At 61.9% G+C, this 20,206-nt stretch carries 10 protein-coding genes and 1 pseudogene; 2 read left to right on the top strand and 9 right to left on the bottom strand.

What is annotated here, in order from left to right:
• Positions 1-251: 251 nt before the first annotated feature.
• From U5760_RS15615 to U5760_RS15605, 3 genes are all read right to left on the bottom strand, one after another.
• Positions 252-3,137, bottom strand: a complete 2,886-nt coding sequence (locus U5760_RS15615; RefSeq protein ID WP_322012986.1) for an SEL1-like repeat protein — start codon at positions 3,135-3,137, stop codon at positions 252-254.
• Positions 3,134-4,516, bottom strand: a complete 1,383-nt coding sequence (locus U5760_RS15610; RefSeq protein WP_322013250.1) for a hypothetical protein — start codon at positions 4,514-4,516, stop codon at positions 3,134-3,136. The genes U5760_RS15615 and U5760_RS15610 overlap by 4 nt, the downstream gene beginning before the upstream one ends.
• A gap of 136 nt (positions 4,517-4,652) precedes the next feature.
• A complete protein-coding gene (locus U5760_RS15605) occupies positions 4,653-4,775 on the bottom strand; it encodes a DUF746 domain-containing protein (RefSeq protein WP_322012984.1) in 123 nt (40 codons plus the stop codon).
• On the opposite strand from U5760_RS15605, the gene U5760_RS15600 reads away from it, so the two are divergent.
• Entirely contained in the window at positions 4,768-5,163 is a 396-nt protein-coding gene (locus tag U5760_RS15600; RefSeq protein WP_322012982.1) for a hypothetical protein, read from the top strand. The genes U5760_RS15605 and U5760_RS15600 overlap by 8 nt on opposite strands.
• On the opposite strand, the gene U5760_RS15595 is transcribed toward U5760_RS15600, so the two are convergent.
• The 6 genes and pseudogenes from U5760_RS15595 to U5760_RS15570 all read right to left on the bottom strand — a co-directional run bounded on the left by U5760_RS15595 (position 5,142) and on the right by U5760_RS15570 (position 19,224).
• Positions 5,142-6,878 carry a ShlB/FhaC/HecB family hemolysin secretion/activation protein gene (locus tag U5760_RS15595; RefSeq protein WP_322012980.1) on the bottom strand — a complete coding sequence of 579 codons (1,737 nt, stop codon included), beginning with the start codon at positions 6,876-6,878 and terminating at the stop codon, positions 5,142-5,144. The genes U5760_RS15600 and U5760_RS15595 overlap by 22 nt on opposite strands.
• Positions 6,879-7,370: 492 nt before the next feature.
• Positions 7,371-7,637 (bottom strand): hypothetical protein, encoded by a 267-nt coding sequence (locus tag U5760_RS15590; protein ID WP_322012978.1) that lies wholly within the window; start codon positions 7,635-7,637, stop codon positions 7,371-7,373.
• On the bottom strand, positions 7,618-7,881 hold the full coding sequence (locus tag U5760_RS15585; RefSeq protein ID WP_322012976.1) for a hypothetical protein: 264 nt from the start codon (positions 7,879-7,881) through the stop codon (positions 7,618-7,620). Before U5760_RS15585 ends, U5760_RS15590 begins: the two co-directional genes overlap by 20 nt.
• Complete coding sequence (locus tag U5760_RS15580; RefSeq protein ID WP_322012974.1) at positions 7,878-17,048, bottom strand: hemagglutinin repeat-containing protein; 9,171 nt, start codon at positions 17,046-17,048, stop codon at positions 7,878-7,880. The genes U5760_RS15585 and U5760_RS15580 overlap by 4 nt, the downstream gene beginning before the upstream one ends.
• Before the next feature lie 694 nt (positions 17,049-17,742).
• Positions 17,743-18,294: pseudogene (locus tag U5760_RS15575) on the bottom strand (2-dehydropantoate 2-reductase N-terminal domain-containing protein); the annotation flags it as partial.
• Between the two features lie 162 nt (positions 18,295-18,456).
• Positions 18,457-19,224, bottom strand: a complete 768-nt coding sequence (locus U5760_RS15570; RefSeq protein ID WP_322012972.1) for a class II aldolase/adducin family protein — start codon at positions 19,222-19,224, stop codon at positions 18,457-18,459.
• Positions 19,225-19,591: 367 nt separating this feature from the next.
• Between U5760_RS15570 and U5760_RS15565 the strand changes: the two genes are divergently transcribed.
• Positions 19,592-20,146: a DUF4142 domain-containing protein gene (locus tag U5760_RS15565; protein ID WP_322012970.1), complete on the top strand. Its 555-nt coding sequence runs from the start codon at positions 19,592-19,594 to the stop codon at positions 20,144-20,146.
• Positions 20,147-20,206: the final 60 nt, after the last annotated feature.

Genomic DNA, 20,206 nt, shown 5'->3' with positions numbered 1-20,206 from the left:
GTCGTTGGATGCTTCGGGCGCCTTACGCCTCGCCACTTACGATATGCAACCAACCGTTCCGTTCGACCACCTCGTGCCGCATCGAGAACTGGCCTTGCACCTGGCTCACGAATCCCATAGCCGAGGTAGTCAGGCCGCTTGCCCTCGCTGAGCGGCTGTCCAATTCTTCTCGAACATCATGGGGCTGACGTAGTTCGATGTCGGCACTTGCCTGTGCCATCAGAACCCGGAATACCAGCATTGCCGTCGCTTCAGCGCAATTCGGTCACCGTCGCGCTCAGATTCGCGGCGATCTCGCGGGCGCGCTGTTTCTCGTCGTCGCCCATGCGTTCGGACAGTCTCGACTCGACGATCCGGATTGCAGCGGCGTACGCCGGCACGCCGCCACGCGCCTCGAAACCTGCCCGTGCGCGCGCGATCCATGCGGCGCCGAGCGCACGGTCGCGCGGCACGCCGTTACCGGTCAGAAAACGCATGCCGATGTCGTATTGCATGAGCGGATTGCCCAGCAATGCCTCGTTCAGGCATGACAAGCCATCCCAGCGCTGGCGCAGTTCGGCCACGGGCGCGAGCGAATCGTCGCGCCAAGGGTTCGAAGCCGCATCGGCTGGAATCAACCAACGTTGCTCGTTGCCGCCCAGCCCCGTTTCCATGCCGGTGGCCAACGCATGCAAGGCGAGTGCAATCTGCGACTGCTCGGCTCCGCCTCGCGCGCCTTGCCGATGCAACTGCATCGCCCGCGTGGGGTCGCGCATTGCGAGCGGCCCGATTTCGTACAGGGTAGCGAGATCGCTGGCGGCCCAGTCGTCGCCCGCGGCCATCGCCTTTTCGAGCCAGACGCGGCCCGCATCCGGATCGCGCCCAACGCCGCTCCCATAGGCGTAGGCAACGCCCACCATCCGGCTGGCTTCCGCTTCGACCGGCGCCGCCTTCGATGCCCACGTGAGCGCCTCGTAGTCGTCGACGCGGCCACCCAGGCCCGTGAACAGGTGCCATGCCAGCGAGGCTTGAGCGTAGGCGTTGCCTTGCTCCGCCGCGCGCCGGAACCAGTACGTCGCCGCCGACAGATCGGGGGCGACGCCGTCGCCGAGATCGTAGCTGTCGCCGAGCATGGACTGGTATTTCGGATCGCCCTGGTTCGCGACCTTCCACTGCCAGTAGACCCGGCTCGTGTCGCTGGCGATGCCGTTGCCTGAGTCGGCGAGAATTTTCATCGCAAGCACGTTGCCGCCGCGCGAAGCAGCCTGGCACCAGCGCGCCGCGTAATCGGAACGACGTTGCACACCCGAACTTCCATAGGCGTAGGCGCCGCAAAGCCATGCTTGCGACGCCGGATCGCCGAGTTGCGCGCCCTGCGAGAACCAGTTCAGCGCGACGCCCGCATCCTGCTTGCCCGCGACGCCGCGCGCGTACGTATAGCCGAGCGCGCCATAAGCGGCGGGAACACGGCGTTTCGCAGCGGCCTCGAGCCACTCGACGCCCGTCTTGCCCGCCAAAGACTGATGATGCTCAGTCAGATAAGCGCCGAGCGACACGCTGCTCGTGGAATCGCCCGCGTTTGTCGCGAGCGTCAGGTAGTGCAGGCCGAGCAACTCGTCACGCGGTATCGCGGTGCCCGCGAGATATTGATTGCCGATCCAGCGCGCGGCCTCGACGTTGCCGTGGTCCGCAGCGAAGCGGTACCAGCGCAGCGCCCGGACCCTGTCGACGGGCGTGCCTTGACCCTGCCACGCCATCGCGGCAGCGGTGAGCGCCGCGGCGTCGCTGCCGCGCTCGGCCCCCTCGCTGGCCAGCTTGAACGCCTTGGCGAGATCGACCGGCTCGCTTTCTCCGCGCAAGGCATACATCGCGAGATTGAGCGAGGCGACACCGAGCCCCTGCGCCTGCGCTTTCGCGAACCACTTGTACGCTTCGGCGGAATCCTTGTGCGTGCCCCAGCCTTCGCGGTACATCACGCCGAGGTCGTTCTGCGCCGTCGCCAGGCCGGCATCCGCCGCGCCGCGCGTCCAGCCGATGGCCGCCTCCAGATCGACCGGACCGCCGCGGCCGGTGCGATACAGGTTGGAAAGCGCTGCGCGCGCAATAGCATCGTCTTCGAGCGCCGCCTTCCGGTACCACGCGCGCGCCTCGACATCGTTCCTCGCGACACCCGTGCCGCTTGCATAAAGGTCGCCCAGCCTGCGCTGCGCGTAGACCAGGCCTGCCGTTGCCGCGCGCGACATCAGAACGAATCCGCGGCGCTCGTCACGCTGTACACCCACGCCCTCCAGATACGCATCGCCCAGCACCGCCCCGGCAGCAGTGTTGCCCTGGCGCATGGCTACGCGCAACCAAGCGACACCGTTTTCCGGATCGCGCGGCACACCTTCGCCGCGCAACAACGCGACGCCGAACAGGAATTGCGCGCCCGCGTCGCCGCCGGTTGCGCCGCGGATCATCCACGAAGCGGCGACCGCCGGATCTCGCGGCACGCCGCGCCCGAACGCAGCAAATTGCGCGGCGTTGGCCGCACCGTTTGCGGAGCCACCCTCCGCGGCCTGGACGAAGTACCGGTAAGCGGCGGCGTTATCGACCGGTTGGCCCTCTCCGTTTGCGCTCATGGCGCCGAGCACGTCGAACGATATGGCATCGCCTTGCGCCGCCGCCGACTCGAACCACTGGCGCGCCGCCTGGTAGTCCTGAGGAGTCGCGGTGCCGTCGCGATAGACGTTTCCGAGTATGCGGCGCGCGAGCAGCGAGCCGTCGAGCGCCGCCGACTTGAGGATCACGACGCCTCGACGGGTGTCAGGCCGACCGCCGTAGCCGTACGTCACCATCTGGCCGTAAATGGCCCGCGCGTAGAGATTGCCGTCCGCTGCCTCGTTCTCGCAGCGCGCGCGCTCGTCTTTCGGCTTGTCGAGCGGCGACACGCTCCAGTAGCGATAGTCGAATATCAGAGCGCAAGGCGTCGTCGGGTCCTCGGTCACCAACCGGGGCGCCACGGCATGAAACCGGGCGCTGGAAAGCAGCACGGTGGGGTCCGCATGCAGCGACGCGGGCAATGCGTTGGCCGCGACGGGCAGCCCTGCAAGCGCGGCAAGCAGCCATGCGCCGGCATGGCGAGGCGCGCCTTCGCGCGTCATGTATCGCACCTTCATGGCTGCTGGATCGTCACATTCTTCATGACGACGTCGGTGTGGCCGTCCTCGTCGTCATACGAAGTCCACCACGGGATGCCATAGTTCACGAGCAACGCGACGTTGACGCGCTCCGTGTTGCCGTCTTTCTTCACGAATTGGCAGTGCAGCTCAACCGCATTCCCATCGAGCGACTTGAACACCGTCGATGCGGGAACCACCTTGCCCACCTCGCATGTTTTGGAGGTCTCGCCCTCCTCCGACGGCAGAGGAACGGGGAATTCGATGTGGTTCCCTTCGAGAAGCGGCTGACTCGCGACGTCGACGGCCGTGCCGTCCTTCAGCGTGCCGAGCTGGGTCAGTTCACCTCCGACGTTTTGTGTCAGCAGGTCCGCGAAGCCGTAGCTCAAATAGAAGCCGGACCAGTCCGGCTTCGTGGAATCCCCGCCCGGCATGATCAGTTCGGCGACCACGCCGTTATTGCGGCGGTTGACGAACGTGTCCTTGAACGGCGACGGTTTGTCCGGCTTCGACTGATGCCGCCATTCGGCGTCGATCACGAGACGCGAGTACGGCAAAGGGTGGCTGCCGTTCTCCGGCAACTTCCGGCGAATCGAATCGGGCAGGCGCCGTTCGTCGAACATGTCGTCGAGGTAGGCGGACGGGTCGGCCAGCACCTTCGCGCGCGCCGACGGCCTGTTGGCCATGGTCTGAAAAAATTCGTAGGTCGCGCGCTGGCGCGATGCCGGTGGCATGGCATCGATCGCGTCCACACTGGCGCTCATGATTTCGCAGAGGTTCGGCGCACCCTTCGCGTTCAATTGCGGCGTCAGTTTTGATTCGAGCGCCGATTCGAGCTGTGCTTCGGCGTCGAGCAGTTCTGCGGTGGTGTATCGCTCGTCATACGAGTCGGGCATGCTGTTCCCGACCAAAATCTCCGTGATTTCCAGCACATCCTTGTAGCCTGGCGTGGAAAGCGTTTTTGCCATCAGAACGAAGTCGCTCCCGTGGGCGGAGAGCGCGGTGCAGTCGTCCTTCGGCCCTTGCGCCAGGTCTTTGAACAAGTGCAGCATTCGCATGCGATCGTCGGGCGATAGCTGCTCGTCGAACACCCCTCGCGATTGCGAAAACTTGATGAACTTGTTGCGGAACTCAGCGTCGGTTGCAACCCGCGTGAACAACTCCACCAGCAAACGCCCGTTGTCCGAATCGGGATCGAGTCCCGACTGGCTGAGGAATTGGCGGATACGCTCATTGGTCACAGCCGCGGGATTGAACGTCGCGGCAGGCTGGGCTACCGATGCGGGTGCGGCAGGCTGGCTACTGCGCATATCCAGTGCGTATGCACTTGCTACTGTGAAAAACAGCACTACCCCGTAGAAACTGCTCTTTAGCTTCATCTTGTTCAAATGTTCATCAGGCCATTAAACCAGCAAATCGACACCCAAGCTCACCGATTGATTCAAGCGGTTTGGGGTCCCAGTGATTCCCACAACGTTTAGATGCGTGGCTCCATCACTCCGTGCGCGTAATGCACTAATCCAGCGCCACATCGGCGCGACGGTACGGTTCGACACCCACGATTTCCGACACCTGCATGAGCGACAGTGGTAGCCCCAGATAGCGGGTGAATTCCGTCATGCGCCCGAATGTGCTCATCTTCGTGTTCACGAACGGCGTGCCGCTGCGCGGCTGCCCATTCGTTCTCCCGCTTCAAGTGCGACAGCAGCGAGATGAAAAAACAGAGCTTCTTGAGGTGGTTTTCGCTCAGCGGCGTGTCAACAGTACGGCCGAAGTAGCGCCCGCACGTCTGGCACTCGAACATCGGCAACCGGCCGCTCTGGCGCTTTTTGAATCCGGCACTCGTGATGTGATCGCCGCCACAGCGTGGGCAGCAAGGCCTCGGTTCGTGACTCCCGGACAGCAGCGCGGCGACCTGCGCGCTCAGGAAGGCGGTCAGTTCAGGGTCTTCGCCGGCGCCGCGCTTTCCGGCAGAGGACTGCGTGCGGAGTTGTGTTTGCATCCTCAGAATTGTGCCGTTACCTGAAAGCCCAGCGTCACACTCGGCGCGGGAAACCCGGATGGCGCATAGATCGGCGTCCCCGCAAACACATCGTAGCTATAGGTACCGAGACGCGACGGTATCGAGCCCTTTACGCCGATAGCCGCGCCCGCGAGCTGCGTACCGGCGAGGTAAGCGGCTGACGGTCCCCACAGGTGGCCGTAGTCGATACCCGCATAAAGAACCTGCCCCGACTGGCCAAGCGGATACTGGAGTTCGTTACGCCAGTAGAAACCCTTTTCCGCCGCAAGCATCGTCTGACCGCTAAAGCCGCGCACCGTATAGCGGCTCCCGATACTGAGGTCGTCGATATAGTTCAGCTCGTCATTGGTGAACTGGCCGTGAAACGTACCGACGTAACGCAGCGTCTGACCGGCGACCGCGAACGGGACCGAGAGGTTCGCGTCGAGCGTCGCCATGTGAAAGTAGTAGGTCGGGCCACCGGACGTATCCGGCATCGCGCCGAGCGCGCCAATGCCCTGTCGATAAGCGAGCGTTCCGTCGAACTGCGCCGCGCCGAAGTAATGGCGATTGGTCAGGCCCGCCTCGATAAACGTATTGTCGCGGTACTGCTGCGGTATGGAGGTATCCGCAATAAAGCTCTCGCCCCACCGCTTGATGAGCTGGAACTCGACGCCCGATACGTCGCTCTGGCTACGGTAAATGACCCGCTCCAGCTTGAGGCCCGCCGTCTCCGAGTTGCCGCTCGCGACGAAAATCTGGCTGGCCTGCGCGACCTGCTGGTAGTACGTATTCGTGTAGCCGTAGAGCGTACCGGTCCAGTAGCCCCATGGCACCGCATACGAGGCATTCCAGCCATGCGTACCGAGGTCGTGATTACCGAACTGGAGATCCTGATTGAAGCCGCCGGAGAGGACGTCATTCAGGCCGAGGACGTTGTATAGCGCGAGCGATGCGTTACCGATATAGCGGCCCGTCTCGTCAGTACCCGAGTTGTCTGTCGAGAGGACAAGCGACCACGGCTTTGTCCGCTTGACGGTTACAACGACGTCGCTCTCGCCGGGCGACGTACCGGGTTCAATCTGCATCGTCGCGTCCTGGTTCGGTACGCGCTTCATCTGTTCGAGACCCTGCTCAAGGTCACGCAACTGGAGAACATCGCCGTCCCGCGCCGGAAAGGCAGATTTGAGCGTACCGCGCGTATTGGCGTCGGCGAACTTCAGATTGCGGATAGTGCCCGGTATGAGGGCGAACCGGAGTGTCCCTTTTGAGAGGTCCTGCGCCGGCAGGAGGACGCGCGTCGTGATATAGCCCCGGCTTAGAATGACGCCTTGCAAACCCCTGGTCAGGAGGTCGAGGCCCTGTTTGCCGACGCATTGGCCCTGGTAATGCAGCAGCCAGTCATGCAGGAATGCGAACGGGTCCATCGGGAGCGCCGACGCGCCTTTGACGCGGACGGCGTCGGGCAACGTTTCCGGCACCTCGACGTCGAACGAGTCGATACGGAAACAAGGCGTCTCGACCGGCAATACCGGCCATTCCCCGGGCGCGGGCGCCGCCGAGCGCACAACGGGCGCGGCGACCGCTGCCGCGCGCTGCTCCGTGGTGCGTCTTTGCTCGATTTGCTGTTGCTGCTCGGCATTCGTACGGGCCGCAAAGTCGGGCGACGACTGCTGCGAGTGCGCGAGAGATACTAGGGCTGCAAGCGGTAGAGCCGCCAGCCTCTTTCGGATTTCCATGAATGCACGTATGGTCGTAATTAGGGCGATCGAAAGTCACCCTATATTTTCTCGCAGATCTATCAGATTTATTTATCTTCGTGCCTTATGGATTGCAACTCACGAATTTCCCAAAAGAAGGGCAAGGCTATTGAAATCAGAATGCAAATAAAAAACGGGAAAAATAAAGCCAACCCATCGGGATTTCTTAAGCGCATTGCAAGGTACACAGCCGACAAAATGTAGGCAATGAACACCATTCCAACGGCAATAAGAAATCGTTTCCACAATTGACTGCTATCCAAATTCTTCCTACCCGTAACAACTCGCCATCCTTTGTAAATCTCGAAAAAAATACAAAGAGAAGACCTATTGCCACAAAAGCTATCTTTATGAAAATAGCCCTCCATCCCTCATCACGAAAAAGTGACACTGCAACGAGGAAAATAGCTATGTAGAAAAAGAACCGTCTCCTTCTAGAGGCTCCCGCGACTGCATGTTCAAGCGCTTCGATCATCTATTGCCCCTCTTATCTGTGTCACCGTTTTTCCTAAGTTGACGAAGCTCCCGCAGCATCGCATAGGTAACCAAGACAAAGAGCGAGACATACATCGGCATTCCAGCCAACGCTGGGTGCCAACCGGCACCGCGTAGCTCTGAAATCGCAACTACGACCGCCACTACAGCAAAGACGGAAAAATAGGCCTTCGCGTAACGGATAACGAACTTACGTCTCGTTTGTCTTTCCACGGTCATTTCGTTATTTATCTTCTTCGTCACCCTTCGTTTCGTAGCTCTCGCGGGCCTTTTTGTAGCTGTTGTCGAAGGGTTTAATATGCAGCATATGGGCACGGCTAGAAAAACCACCCAGAGCCATCATTCCGAATCCCAGCACGAAACCGACCATCCTTGTCCATCGTGGCAACCAATCGGACGCTAGGCTACCTCCAAAGACTACAAGCCCTAGTACGAACAAGGTTACACGTACCCAACCGGAGAAATTGCCCTCTTCAATCAGCTTCATTGTTTTTCCCCACTCGGATTAAAAATCGAATTTGATTTCTGAGTTATCCAATTTTGAATTGTGGTCGCAACTGGAACATTGTTAATAACGGAAGTAGCCCCGTTAACGACCAATGATCCCGCTGGATTTAAGTTCCCGGCGACTAGCCCACCGAGGGATACCGCTCCCTGATATGTGTATTGACCGACATTTGGTTGTGCCAATTGCGTCACTGCGTCAGCAGCAGTGCCAACGACAGTAGCGCCAAAGGCAATTTCACCAAATGCAGGAGCGAGAGGAGACGGAGTTGCGGCTCCCGTAGCCGCAGCGGAACCGACCCATCCGGCAGTATTGGAAACCATCGAACTCGCGTTTGCTGCGGTGGTCCGCACGTAGTTAAGATCTGATTGATCGAAATTGGTAAACGGGCCAGTCACGTTGATTGAGCCGCCAGTGCCGCTCGATGGATACGTAAATTCACTGGGAACCTGTCCAGGCGAAACACTGTTGTAGTTCGCTAGGATATAGCTCTGCAATGCGGAACTGGATGGCGCCGTGATCTGAGTCAGGATCGGTTGACCGTTTGCCGTGGTTCCGCCAGATATCCACTGCGCGCCGGAGTCGGTCGGCGTCTGACCGACCAAGGTAGCGGGTGCCCCCGACACCGTTGTTCCGCTGTTGCTCATATCCATCTGACGCAACTGGTTCTCAATCTGTGCCACGGTATATTGTCCACCGCTTGCATCAGCTAACTGCTGCGCGAGGGTTTTCTCCTTCGGATCTAGTTGACGATTATAGAGGTCTACGCTCGTCCCAGTTGCAGCGCCTGCCGTGCCGCCAACCAGCGCACCACCGACTCCCGCCGCTACGTTCGCCGCCAGATTGCCGAGCAAGGTCGAACCAGTCCCAGACGCGACATCATTCCCCAAGCTTGCCAGTTCAGGCGCGTATTTCGAGGTCAAACCCGCACCGAGCCCGCCGCCCACTGCCGTAAAAACGCTGCCGCCACCGAGACCACCGATAAGCGCTCCACCGGCCGCCTGTGCTATCGCGCGGCTGTTCCCACCTTCGTCCCACGTTTGCGCCTGGGCCACATCCGCCGCGTAAGCGCTCCAGTCGCCGTTTGCAGCATCGATCTTGGCCTGATCGACCGCTGCCTGGCGCTTCGCGTCGGCATACGCCCCAATCCCTTGCGCCACCACCTGGCCTGCCGCCTGCGCGGCCTGCATCGTGTCGGCCTGCTGCGAGAGAATGTTACTGACATTTGGCGTATTCGAAACCGTACCGTTCGTGTTTGTCGTGTCGCGGCTCAGGCTCGCGACGTCCTGCGTCTGCGCGGACTGATTCGTAATGTCGATCGAGCCCGCGCTGATCGCGCTACGTGTCGTCGAGCTCTGGTCGCCGCTATCGTTCTGCGACATCATTGGCGATACGCCACCGGTGCCGCCAACCGAACCCGGCCCGAGCGCCTTGCCGGTCGTTCCGACGCCCACACCCGCGCTGATCCCATTGCTCGTCGCGTCGTAATGCGACTGGTTCTGAATATCGCTATACGTCAGCGTACCCGTCGTCAGGTTGTTCTGCGATGGATCGGCGGTACTCGAAATGACTGCGCCGGTCAGACCCGTATTGCCCTTGACGTCGATATCAAAGCCGCCGCTACCGGCGTTGATGCCCGCCTGTTCGTTGACCTGGGCGTAATTGCCATCGGCATGACCGTTCTGTGCGCTGAAACTCGCGGTGCCCCCAGCTTCGCTGATGCTGAAACCGCCACCCGAACTGCTCTGGTGCGCGGTGCTGACCGTCGTATCCTGGACGCTCTGGATATTCAGGTTGCCGCCGACTTGCGCGGTGACCTGGTTACCGTTGACCTGCGAGCCGATGATATTCGTGTCGCCGCCCGAAACGACGGTCACGCTGTTCGCGCCGTTGATGTTCGAGGCGTTCTGGATCGCCGCACTACTATTGCCGTCGCCGTGGGCGTTCTGCATGGAGGCCGAAACGCCGAAGCCATTCGTACCGAACGAGACACCGACGCTCGAACTCGACGACGAATTTGAGCTTTGCGTGACATCGGTATTCGTCGTATTGACGATGTTTACCTGGTTCTTTGCGGCGAGAACAACGTCGTTCGCGCTGACGTTCGAACCGGCGATAGTCAGGTTGCCGCTACCCGCCGTCCCGTTACCCGTTGCCACGAATGCCGCGGTTCCGCCCGCCTGAACATTCGAGCCGACCTGAGTCGCCTGATCCTCCGACGACTGGCTCTGGCTATGACTCGAACCAACACTGACCTGAACGCCGATACTCGGATTCGGCCCACCCAGCGATCCGCCCAGCACACTGGCCGTTGCAATCGCCGCGTCGCCAGCCGCCGCGATTGCATGCAGCGCCTCGGCACGACCGTTGCTGTTGCCGCTCGCGAGCGCCTGGCTCTGTGTATAGGCGCCGTTGATCGCGTCGCCGACGCTGCCCGAGAGGCCGATGGTTACGCCGCTACTGCTCGTCTGCTGGGTCTGGCTGGTATGGCTCGTATCGGTCGCGGAATCGATGATGACGTTCGCTGCTGTACCAGTCATGTTCTGCGCCGCGATGAGGTCGCTACCGGTGACATGCAGGGTATTGCCGGCCTGAATCGAGAGGTTCCCGTTCAGCGAACCGACGACACTACCGTTGTTCGTGACGCTCGACTCCTGGTCAGTCGTCGCGAGCTTGCTGGTCCCGACGGTGACGCTCAGGCCGCTCGTTCCCAGCCCGGAATCCTTCTCCTGATACGTACTCGACGACTGCTGCGTATTTTGCGTCGTCGTGATATTGACGTCGTGCCCCGCGCTCAAACTGACGTCGTTCGTCCCGACGACCGTACTGCCCGCAACGTTGATATCGTTCCCGCCTGAAATCGTCACGGCATCGGCAGAAACCGTACTACTCTGAGCGACCGTCGTCGTCGTATCGCTCGAACTCTTCACCTCCTTACCGCTGACCACGTTGCTGTGGCTGTGCTGCTCCTGCGAGTTGTCGACATAGGTCGCGGTGGCCGCACCGATATTGACGTTGTTCGTCGCCGCGAGCGTTGCCGTCCCCTTGTCGAGGTTGACCGTACTGCCGATAACGTTGATATCGTTGCCCGATGCGACGGTCAGCGAATTACCCGAATTGAGCGTCGTCGCACTCAGCGTATCGTCAGAGGTGTGGTACGACGACGAATAGCTGCCGTGGTGATCGCTGCCCGAACTGTTGCTGTCAACGGTGGAGGTCGCGGTTGCCGCCTGGAGCGTCACGTCGCCCTTCGCCGCAATCGTACCGCCGCCGCCAAGATCGATATTCGCGCCCGTCGCCGTAAGGTTGCCGCCCACGCCGATTTCGGACACGCCGCCGACCGTTATATTGCTGCCCGTCGTCTGGTTGATATCGGTGTTCGAGATGCCGTTCGCGCCCGCGACGACCTTATGCTCGCCAGTCTGCACCGAGCCGATGTCGTAGTTGCCGCCTACGGCCATGCCGAGGTTGCCGCCAACGCTCAGGTTGCCCGCGTTCTGTTCGAAGTTGCCGCCCGTCACGATCGATGCATCGTCCGTGACGTTGAGGTTCGCGATGGGCCCGAGCGTCGTGACGGTCCGGGTCGCCCCGGTAGCGCTGACCTGGTTGACGGTATTCGCTGCCGTATTCAGGATCAGGTTGCCGCCCGCGTTCAGCGCGAGGCTTCCCGCGTTCACGGTGGCCGAGGTGAAGTCGATATTGCCCGTCGTCGACAGCGACATCAGGCCGCCGCTTTGCAGCTTGCCGAACGCGTTGTCGATCTGCTGGCCCTGAATCGAGAGCGTATTGCTCGCCTGCACCGTCCCGCTGTTATTGAAGGTCTGCGCGTTCTGCAGGTCGATATTGGTCGCCGCGATCAGCGGTCCGTTCATGTCCTGCTGGCTCGCCTTCGCGAGATAGACGACCGGAACGAGGACGGACTGCCCGTCGACCACTTCGGTCTGCATGATGACGACGTTCGTCGTCAGCGCCGCGACCTGCTCAGGCGAAAGCGCCATACCAAGCGGCAGGTTCAGCGATTCGGCAAGCGACGCGCCCGCTGCCATGAGCGCTTCGTACATCGACTGGACGTCGGTATACGGGCCGAGCACGGCCTTGCCGGTCAGCGAGGTAAGCTGGTTCTGGACGAGCTGCTCCTCGTACAGGCCGTCTCCGAGACGCTTCTCCACGCTCTGCGGATTCAGGCCAAGCTGCTGGAGATAGTAGTTGCTGGAGATGAACGACGTCGCGCTCGTAAAAGCCGGGTTTGTCTCGATCAGGTACGGTGCGTTCGGCGCGATATCCGGCCTGAACAGGCCACCCTGGGGAATCGTCAGGTTGCTCAGGACATTGACCGCTGTGGCGCTCGCGATGACGGAATTCACCAGCCCCGGGCTGCCGTTGACCGAAGCGGCTGCGCCTTTCGAGCCGCCCGCGTTACCGGCGACGCCGCCAACGGTCACGCCGCCGAGCGACTGCCCCGGGACAAGACCGAGCGACGGAATACCCGCATTGCCCGCCGTATTGTTGATATTGACGCCCGTACCGGTGATCGTACCGCCCGCGACAAAGGTCGATTCGTAGCTGGGCAATGCGTAGGTGACGATATCCGCCGGAGCCACCTGGTAACCGCCCGGATTGGAGCCGGCAAACGGCACGTTGCCGAACGGCAAGGTCCAGTCCGCAATGCTGTGGTCATAGTTCGTGTAGTGGTAATACCCGGAGTACGTCACCTGCACTTGAGGTGCGGTCTGCCCCTGCCAGCTATCCTGGTCGAGCGTGCCCGGCATCGCGATATTGCCGGCCGCCGCGACCGCGCTCCAGTAGTTCTGGAACAGGCCGACCTTCGACGCGTCGAGGTTGCCGCCTACGATGATCTGTGCCTGCGGGCTGATGGAGGCGATCAGGTTCGCCACCGCTACGCCCGTATAGGTCGTGTACTGATAGCCACTGTTCCACTGGCCCCCGTTGGGCGGCACGGTGTACACCCCACCAATCATGGTCAGGAACGCCGGATTATCCGGGGTAGTCCAGCCAACGTAGGGATTACCTGCGGAGCAGGCGGTCATGTCGACAGCGGTACAGCCGGAGAGGCTGATGCCGAGCTGCGTCAGCAGGGCCGACGAGACCGGCTGGTTCAGGCCGGTCGTCGTCATCGTCGTACGCGTGTTGGTAACCTGATTCGCGTCGAGCGTCATGTTGCCGGCCGACTGGATCAGCGCGGACGAGTTGTCGATCAGGTTCGCATTCGTATAGTTGCCGTTCGCATCCTTGCCGCCTGCCAGCACGACCGCGCCCAGCCCGTAAATCGCGGTCGTTGCCTGCGTATCGGTCGCCGTGACGTTGTCGATGTTCTCAATGTCGGGCGCGAGCAGTTCGAGCAGGCCGTTACTGTCCGTCGCGCCGATCAGTGCAGTCGGGCCGCTGTTGGTGATGGATTGCGTCGCATTGAGCGAAACACTGCCGCCGACGATAGCGCCCGTATTCTCCAGCGTGTTCGAGTGCGTGGTGAGCGTGCCGCCTGCCATCATCGAGCCGCTGTTCTGGATATCGCTCGCGTTAATGTCGAGGTTGTCCGTCGCCTCAAGCGCCCCGCCATTCGCGAACGTACCGGGTAGCGTAAAGGAGAGGTCGTGACCGGCGTTGAACGAGAAAGCGGAGGTCGGCGCGAAGTCGCCCTGTACGCTGACCACGACGTCATTCGCCGCGCTGTAAGTCCCACCACCTGTCAGCGTTGCTGCGTTCACGGTGAGATCGTGGGTCGCGCCGATCTGCCCGTTCGTATTTGTAATCGCGCCGGACGTCGTGATCGCGACATCGCCGGTCGAACCGGTGAAACTGCCGATTTCGCCGTTGGTGTTGTCGACGGTATTCGCCTGGATACCAACGCTCCCGCCGCTGATCTGACCGCCCTGCGCGTTCGAGAGTGCCGAGGTACTGACGGCGACGTTTCCGTTGCCCGTCACGACGCCCCCGCTGTTGATAATCTGGCTTCCGCCCTGAACGGTGGTATTTCCCTTCCCGAGGTTGCCGACGAGACCGGCCGTATTGTCGATGGACGCGGCCTGAATGCCGAGCGTGCTCGCATCACCCGACGTACCCGTGCCGGACTGGATCTGACCGTTCGTATTCGTCAGCGCGCCACCGCTCACGAGCGAGAGAGACCCGAGCGAGCGTACCGAGCCCTGCGTATTGTCGATATTGCCCGCGACGTTTGCCGCAATATTGCCCTGCGCAGCGAATACGCCACCTGCGTTGTTGAGGCTCCCGGCCTGCGCCGCGATCTGCCCGGCCGTGATGATCTGCCCGCCGACGTTCGAGAGGGACCCCGAGCCGTTGCCCGGCGTGATCGTCAGCGTACCCGTTCCCGCATCGATAATCTTGCCCCCATCATTGTCGAGGGTCGCAGGCGTGAGCGAGAGATCAGTACTGTTCGTCTGGATCGTGCCGCCCGCCGAGTTATCGAGCGTATTGCTGACGTTAAGGTTCATCGGCGAGGAGCCATACTGCGTGATCGTCCCGCCGTGATTGAGGAGATCCGTCGCGCCGAGCGTGAGCTGGTTCGCCTCGATATCGCCGTTCGAATTGTCGAGCGTGGAGCCGATCGAGAGCGTGAGATCCGGCGCGACAATCGAGCCACCGCTATTGGTCATCGATCCGCTCTGGATCGTCCCGTTCGAGGCCGCACCGACCTCGCCGCCGTTGTTGTTCAGCGTGCCGCTCGCAAGGCTCAGGTTGGCGTTCGAGAGCAGTTTGCCGTTCGTATTGTTCAGCGCGCCGCCAACTGTTGCGGTCACGCCCGTCTGGCCGAGAACGAGGCCCTCCGCATTGTCGAACGCACTGGCCCCGGCGACGATGTTGCCGTTGCTCTTGATGGTCCCGTTCTCGTTCGAGAGGGTCCCCGCGCCGCTGCCGGCATCCAGTGTCAACGTACCGGTCCCGGCGTGAACAAGAGTCCCGCCGTCGTTGTCGAGCGTAGCGGGCGTCAGCGAGAGATCCGTGCTGTTCGTCTGGATCGTGCCGCCCGCCGAGTTGTCGAGCGTATTCGATACCGCGACGTTCATCGAACCGCTTCCCGTCTGGGTAATCGTGCCCGCGTGATTGACGAGGTTCGTCGCGTTGAGCGCGATCTGCGCGGCCTGCGTCGTGCCCGAGCTGTTGTCGAGCGTCGTCGCGCTCTCACTTACCGTCTGGCCTGCCGTAATCGAGCCACCGCTGTTTGTCAGCTGCGAACCGGCATTGACCGTCGTGTTGCCCGATGCGGCGAGCGAACCTCTGCTGTTGTCGACGGATTGCCCGATGACCTGAAGGTTCGTCTGTGCCGATACCGTGCCATGGTTCGCAATAGTGCCGCCTTGCAGCGTAACCGCGCCATTGCCGCCGATGACGCCGCCCTGTGCGCCGGTTGCGGTCGTACCTGCCGCGTTCGTAATCGCGCCCGTCGCCGTGACCGACAGGCCGTCGCCGTTGAGCGACGTGATGCGACCGGCGGTATTGTCTATGGACGTTCCGGCGACCTGCAAACCGGCAGCGCTCTGCATGGTCCCGGCGTTGTTCGCAATGGCGCCACCTTGAACCAGCATCGCGCCCTGCGAGACCATCGAACCGGCCTGATTGCTGATCTGGCCGGATGCCTGTGCGACGAGCGCGCCTTGCGACGAGATATCGCCGTTCTGGTTCGAGAGGTTACCGGCGGTCAGCGTTGCGCTACTGGCCGCCGTCAGCGAGCCGTTATCATTGTCGAGGGTACCCGCCGCATTCGCGACGACCGAGCCGCCCGCGCTCGTCGTCGCGCTTGCGAGGTGGAGGTCGCCCGCGCTCGCCGTCAGCGAGACGTTACCGTTTGCCGCCGTCTCGCTCCCGGCGAGATTGACGCCGCTGCCAGAGAGTATTGCATTGCCGCCCGCCACGTTCCTGCCGGTCGCCGTGAGCTGGCCCGTCGTCGAAACGTTGAGGTTGCCCGCGCCACCGAGCGAGCCGTCGTTATTCACGCCCGCGCCGAGAATACCGGTCGAGTCGAGGGACCCGGCATTGACGGTCGTGTTTTGCTGCGCCGCAAGGGTCCCGCTATTGGTCACCGCGCCCGTCGCGGCGATAGCAGTATTCTGCTGCCCGTAGACAGTCCCCGTATTGGCCAGGCTCGCCACGTTGATGCCGACGTTGCCGGTTGCGGTCATCGTGCCCAACTGGACGAGCTGGCCCGAGGCCGTAAGGGTGAGGTCGCCCGCCTGCGCGGAAATCGTCCCGGCATTCGCAACCCCGACACCATTCTCGTTGCTCGTCAGAACGATGCGGTTCGCGTACATGCCGCCGAGCTGCGACACGTCGATCGAGACGGCGGGGGGCGCTCCGCTCCCTGCGACCGGTGTCGGCGTCAGGCTCGCGTAGTCGATATTGTTCGCGCCCGTAGCCACGTTCAGGGTATTGGCATAAATCGCCGCGTTGACCTGGACGGCACGCGCCAGAAGATCAACCTCATCAATATTTGAGGCATTGAGACCCGCGCCCTGAACGGTAATCGTCCCGCCAGTTACGTTAAAACCGGTCAGGTTGCCGTTACCGTCGATCAGCGGATTGCCCGTAGTGAGAATACCCCGGGACGTATTGATAAAACCGCCGCCATCGACCACAATGCCTGAACCATTTGCGATGACGACAGCGGCCTTCTGGCCCGCGACCTCGACATAACCACGCAACTGGCTTGGATTGTTGCTATTAACCTGGTTGACAATGATTTTCGCAGCGTCGTTGGACCCGTAATTCGGATTGCCGGATATCATGCCCGCGAGTTGCGTATTCACATTAACGGGCGAATTGTTCAAAATCGCGCCGCTCGGGTTTACGTCGAATTGTGAATAGGTGTTAAGTGAAACGCCCGCGCCCGACGGCTTGTTCACGTTCACTTGAGGCAGGCCATTTGCCGTGGTAATGGCGCGGGGTGCATGTGCGCCCGACGGTACGATCTGCGCATCCGCGAGGACGGGGGCGAGCCCGAAGAGTGCCAGCGCGGCAAAGGCCGCGTGGCGCATGGCGAAAAGCGTAATCGGGCGAAGTGCGCGCGACGGCCCGGTTTCGCCTTGACCTGTCGTATGTCCGATGGCCGTTTCCGCGACGGCGACGAGCATTCCCCGAAGCTTGCTGAAGACAAGCCGGTAACAACGGTTATTCATTGCTTTTATCTGTAGTGCTGAATGAAACCCCGCTGGTTGCGGAGTGTTTTCCGAACGACTTACGGCGCAATACCACGACGGCAGGCACGCGCCGCTTTTTGATTCGATTTAAGCGTGTGGCTGACGAGGCTATCAGGCAGATCGGGAAATGAACATCAGGTAAGTCTGAACCAATGTCAATTTAACAATATTTGATAATGTGATTGACTGCCGTCAATGCGTGATGAATTAAACGTCACATAGTGACCGTTTCCGGCATCTCTTTTGAGGCCGGTTTGCGGGTGGGTGATAGAACCGGCTTGCGAGGCGGTTACCCATCCTTGGGCGGAAATATGCCCAGAACGATGAGTCCACAACGCCCTGGGTCGGGCGCTCGCCCCGATATGCATCAATGATGCGCTCAATTAACGTACTGGCCTCGTTGTCCCACCCGCCTGTCCCCGCTCGCATCGTCGGAAATACCGTGGTCCAGCAGAGAAGTGTCGTGTACGCCTCGCCTTACACGCTACGCCGATACGCACGCCCACCGATTGCTCTGCCTTGCAACGCGGGCGGTCCCTCCCAATTCGGCGTAATTTCTGCCTCGGACAGCCGAACAAAACCGTGCAATATAGCGACGTATTCGTTTGTGTCAAACTCTATTGTTCTGTGTCAAAGTTTATTGCTTTGTGTCGAACTCTATTGTCGGTTCACACTTGGCCCATTGCACGGGCAGCATGTCGTCGTGCTCGACGAGCGGCAGGCCCGCGCGGCTGAAATCGGCAAGAAAAGGCTGCAAGACCGCGGAACGCTGAACTTCGAGCTCACCGCCCGTGCCCTGATGGAACACGCCCAAGCCACGCTCGACCACGTTGAAGGGAACCATGCCCGCCAGCACCGGATTGTCCGGCAGCGCGGCGCGCAGCACCTCGGCATTGCGCACGCCGTTCTGGAAGCTGATGACGGGCACGCCGGCCGGCAGCACCGCGGCAAGCTCGGCGCCCGCTTCGGCGGTGGCCGCCGATTTCACGCTCACGAGCACGAGGTCCGCCGTTGCGGCTGCGGCAGCCTCGGTTGCATAGTCGATCCGGTGCGCCGCCGCTTCCCAGCGGCCGCCGTCGTAATGCGTGAGCACGACGCCATGCTCGCGCAACAGCCCGCCCATGCGCGCGCGACCGACGAACGCGATTTCGCTGCCGCCCGCGAGCAGCCGGCCGCCCAGATACACGCCGATCGAGCCGGCACCATACACACAGATCCTTGCCATTTCCCTACCTCGATGCGGCGCGTCGGGCGTTTTTGCCACAAATGTGCCGCGAATCTTCGCAGGGCATGCGAGCTGCATTCCTGCTCACCAATCCTGGCGAGCCACCGGGCGGCATGCAAACGCCGCCCCGTGTATCTCGCCGCTTTTTCTGCGTGTTTTCGCTTACTCCGCGTAACCGGGATTGGCCCGGTCCAGACGACGCAGCAAGCCCGGCCACACGAGCGCACCCGGGCTCATGCCGCGCGTCACCTCCGCGATCTGCTTCTTGATGCCGGCCAAGATCGGTTGCGGAATCTGGCGCAGCACACCGCCGCCGGACTGCGCGCGCACCTGGATCATGCAGGCGGCTTCGAAGAAGTACATCGCGACGAACGCATCGGCAGCCGACTTGCCCACCGTCAGCAAACCGTGATTGCGCAGCATCAGATACGTATTGGCGCCGAGGTCGGCAACGAGGCGCGGCTTCTCGTCCTCGTTCAGCGCAATGCCCTCGTAGTCGTGATAGCCCAGCGCCGCCAGCACGCCCAGCGACTGCTGCGAGATGGGCAGCAAGCCCTTGTCCTGCGCCGAAACGGCCACGCCGTTCACCGAATGCGTATGCATGACGCACAGCGCGTCCTCGCGCGCGGCATGCACGGCGCTGTGAATCGTGAAGCCGGCCGGGTTGATGTCATAGGGCGAGTCCACGACCTTGTTGCCGTGCAGATCGACCTTCACGAGCGACGAGGCCGTGATTTCGTCGAACATCATTCCGTACGGGTTGATGAGGAAGTGATGCTCGGGGCCCGGCACGCGCGCCGAGATATGCGTGAAGACCAGATCGTCCCAGCCGAACAGCGCGGTGAGCCGGTAGGCGGCGGCGAGATCGACTCGCGCGGTCCATTCGGCGGGGGAAACCATCGGCTTGAGGGTGGGTTGCGATGCGTTCACGGCGTGTCTCCGGGTGTGAGGTTGCGATGCGGGCAACGGGCGTGCGTTCTTGCCTGACGCCTTGTGTTGCGAGCCCTCATGATCGGCGGATTGGCGGGTGAAATCTGTCGGGTATACGACAACCCGCGACACCCCCCGATACCCTGCGACAACCCACGGTGCGCCCCGCGACATCGACGACAACCGTCGTCATCGTTACCAACCGTTACAGAAGCGACGCCGTCGTTTCACCTCTCGCCGGGCGGCCTTTCTAGAATTCGTCAGACCGTTGCGCGATGTCGCGCTTGGCAGGACGGTCCCGCGCAGAGCCGCGCCGCCCATGGCTCTGCCGGTGCATTCGATACCAATCACGTAGAAAGGAGCTCGTATGACTCGCCTCTCGCTGGCCTCGATCGTCACCACATCCGCCTTCGGCCTCTGCGCCGTTGCACTGGGCGCGCATGCCCAGACTCCTTCGGCACCTTCCGCGGCCGGTGCTCAAGAGCTCCATGCCGCCGACAAGACCTTCATCACCGACGGCACCCAGACCGTGGCCACCCAGCGCGATGCCGCACGCATCGCCGATTCGCGTTCGAGCGATCGCGACGTGAAGGCCTTCGCCGAAAAGCTGGTGGCCGACTACACGAAGCTCTCGGACTCGATGCGTGCGGCCAGCCCGCGCGGCGTGGACGTGCCGGCCAACGACGCCGACACTGCCGTGCTGGACGGCATCAAGAACTTGCGCGGAGCCGATTTCGACAAGACGTACATCGAACAGGTGGCGCTGGACGGCCAGCAGAAAACGCTTTCGGCATTCCAGGCGGAAATGGCTTCGGGCCGCGACGCCGGTTTGAAGAAGGCAGCGACAGCAGCGCTGCCGGTGATCCAGGCCGACTACGCCCAGGCGCAGGAACTCGCCAAACGCAAGCATCTGGCGGGCTGATACCGCCAGCCTTGTCCCGACCCGCCGGCGCGCCGGCGCGCGCGTATAGCGTGCGCCGGT

The organism is Paraburkholderia sp. J12 (assembly GCF_905220215.1).
GTDB lineage: Bacteria > Pseudomonadota > Gammaproteobacteria > Burkholderiales > Burkholderiaceae > Paraburkholderia.
The sequence above is the reverse complement of the archived record's forward strand: the minus strand, read 5'-3'. Positions and strand labels throughout refer to the sequence as shown.

Bases quoted from the DNA above. Each gene is read 5' to 3' on its own strand.
- U5760_RS15615 (WP_322012986.1), bottom strand. From the start codon at position 3,137: ATGAAGGTGCGATACATGACGCGCGAAGGCGCGCCTCGCCATGCCGGC.
- U5760_RS15595 (WP_322012980.1), bottom strand. From the start codon at position 6,878: ATGGAAATCCGAAAGAGGCTGGCGGCTCTACCGCTTGCAGCCCTAGTA.
- U5760_RS15580 (WP_322012974.1), bottom strand. From the start codon at position 17,048: ATGAATAACCGTTGTTACCGGCTTGTCTTCAGCAAGCTTCGGGGAATG.
- U5760_RS15610 (WP_322013250.1), bottom strand. From the start codon at position 4,516: ATGAAGCTAAAGAGCAGTTTCTACGGGGTAGTGCTGTTTTTCACAGTA.
- U5760_RS15565 (WP_322012970.1), top strand. From the start codon at position 19,592: ATGACTCGCCTCTCGCTGGCCTCGATCGTCACCACATCCGCCTTCGGC.
- U5760_RS15585 (WP_322012976.1), bottom strand. From the start codon at position 7,881: ATGAAGCTGATTGAAGAGGGCAATTTCTCCGGTTGGGTACGTGTAACC.
- U5760_RS15605 (WP_322012984.1), bottom strand. From the start codon at position 4,775: ATGAGCACATTCGGGCGCATGACGGAATTCACCCGCTATCTGGGGCTA.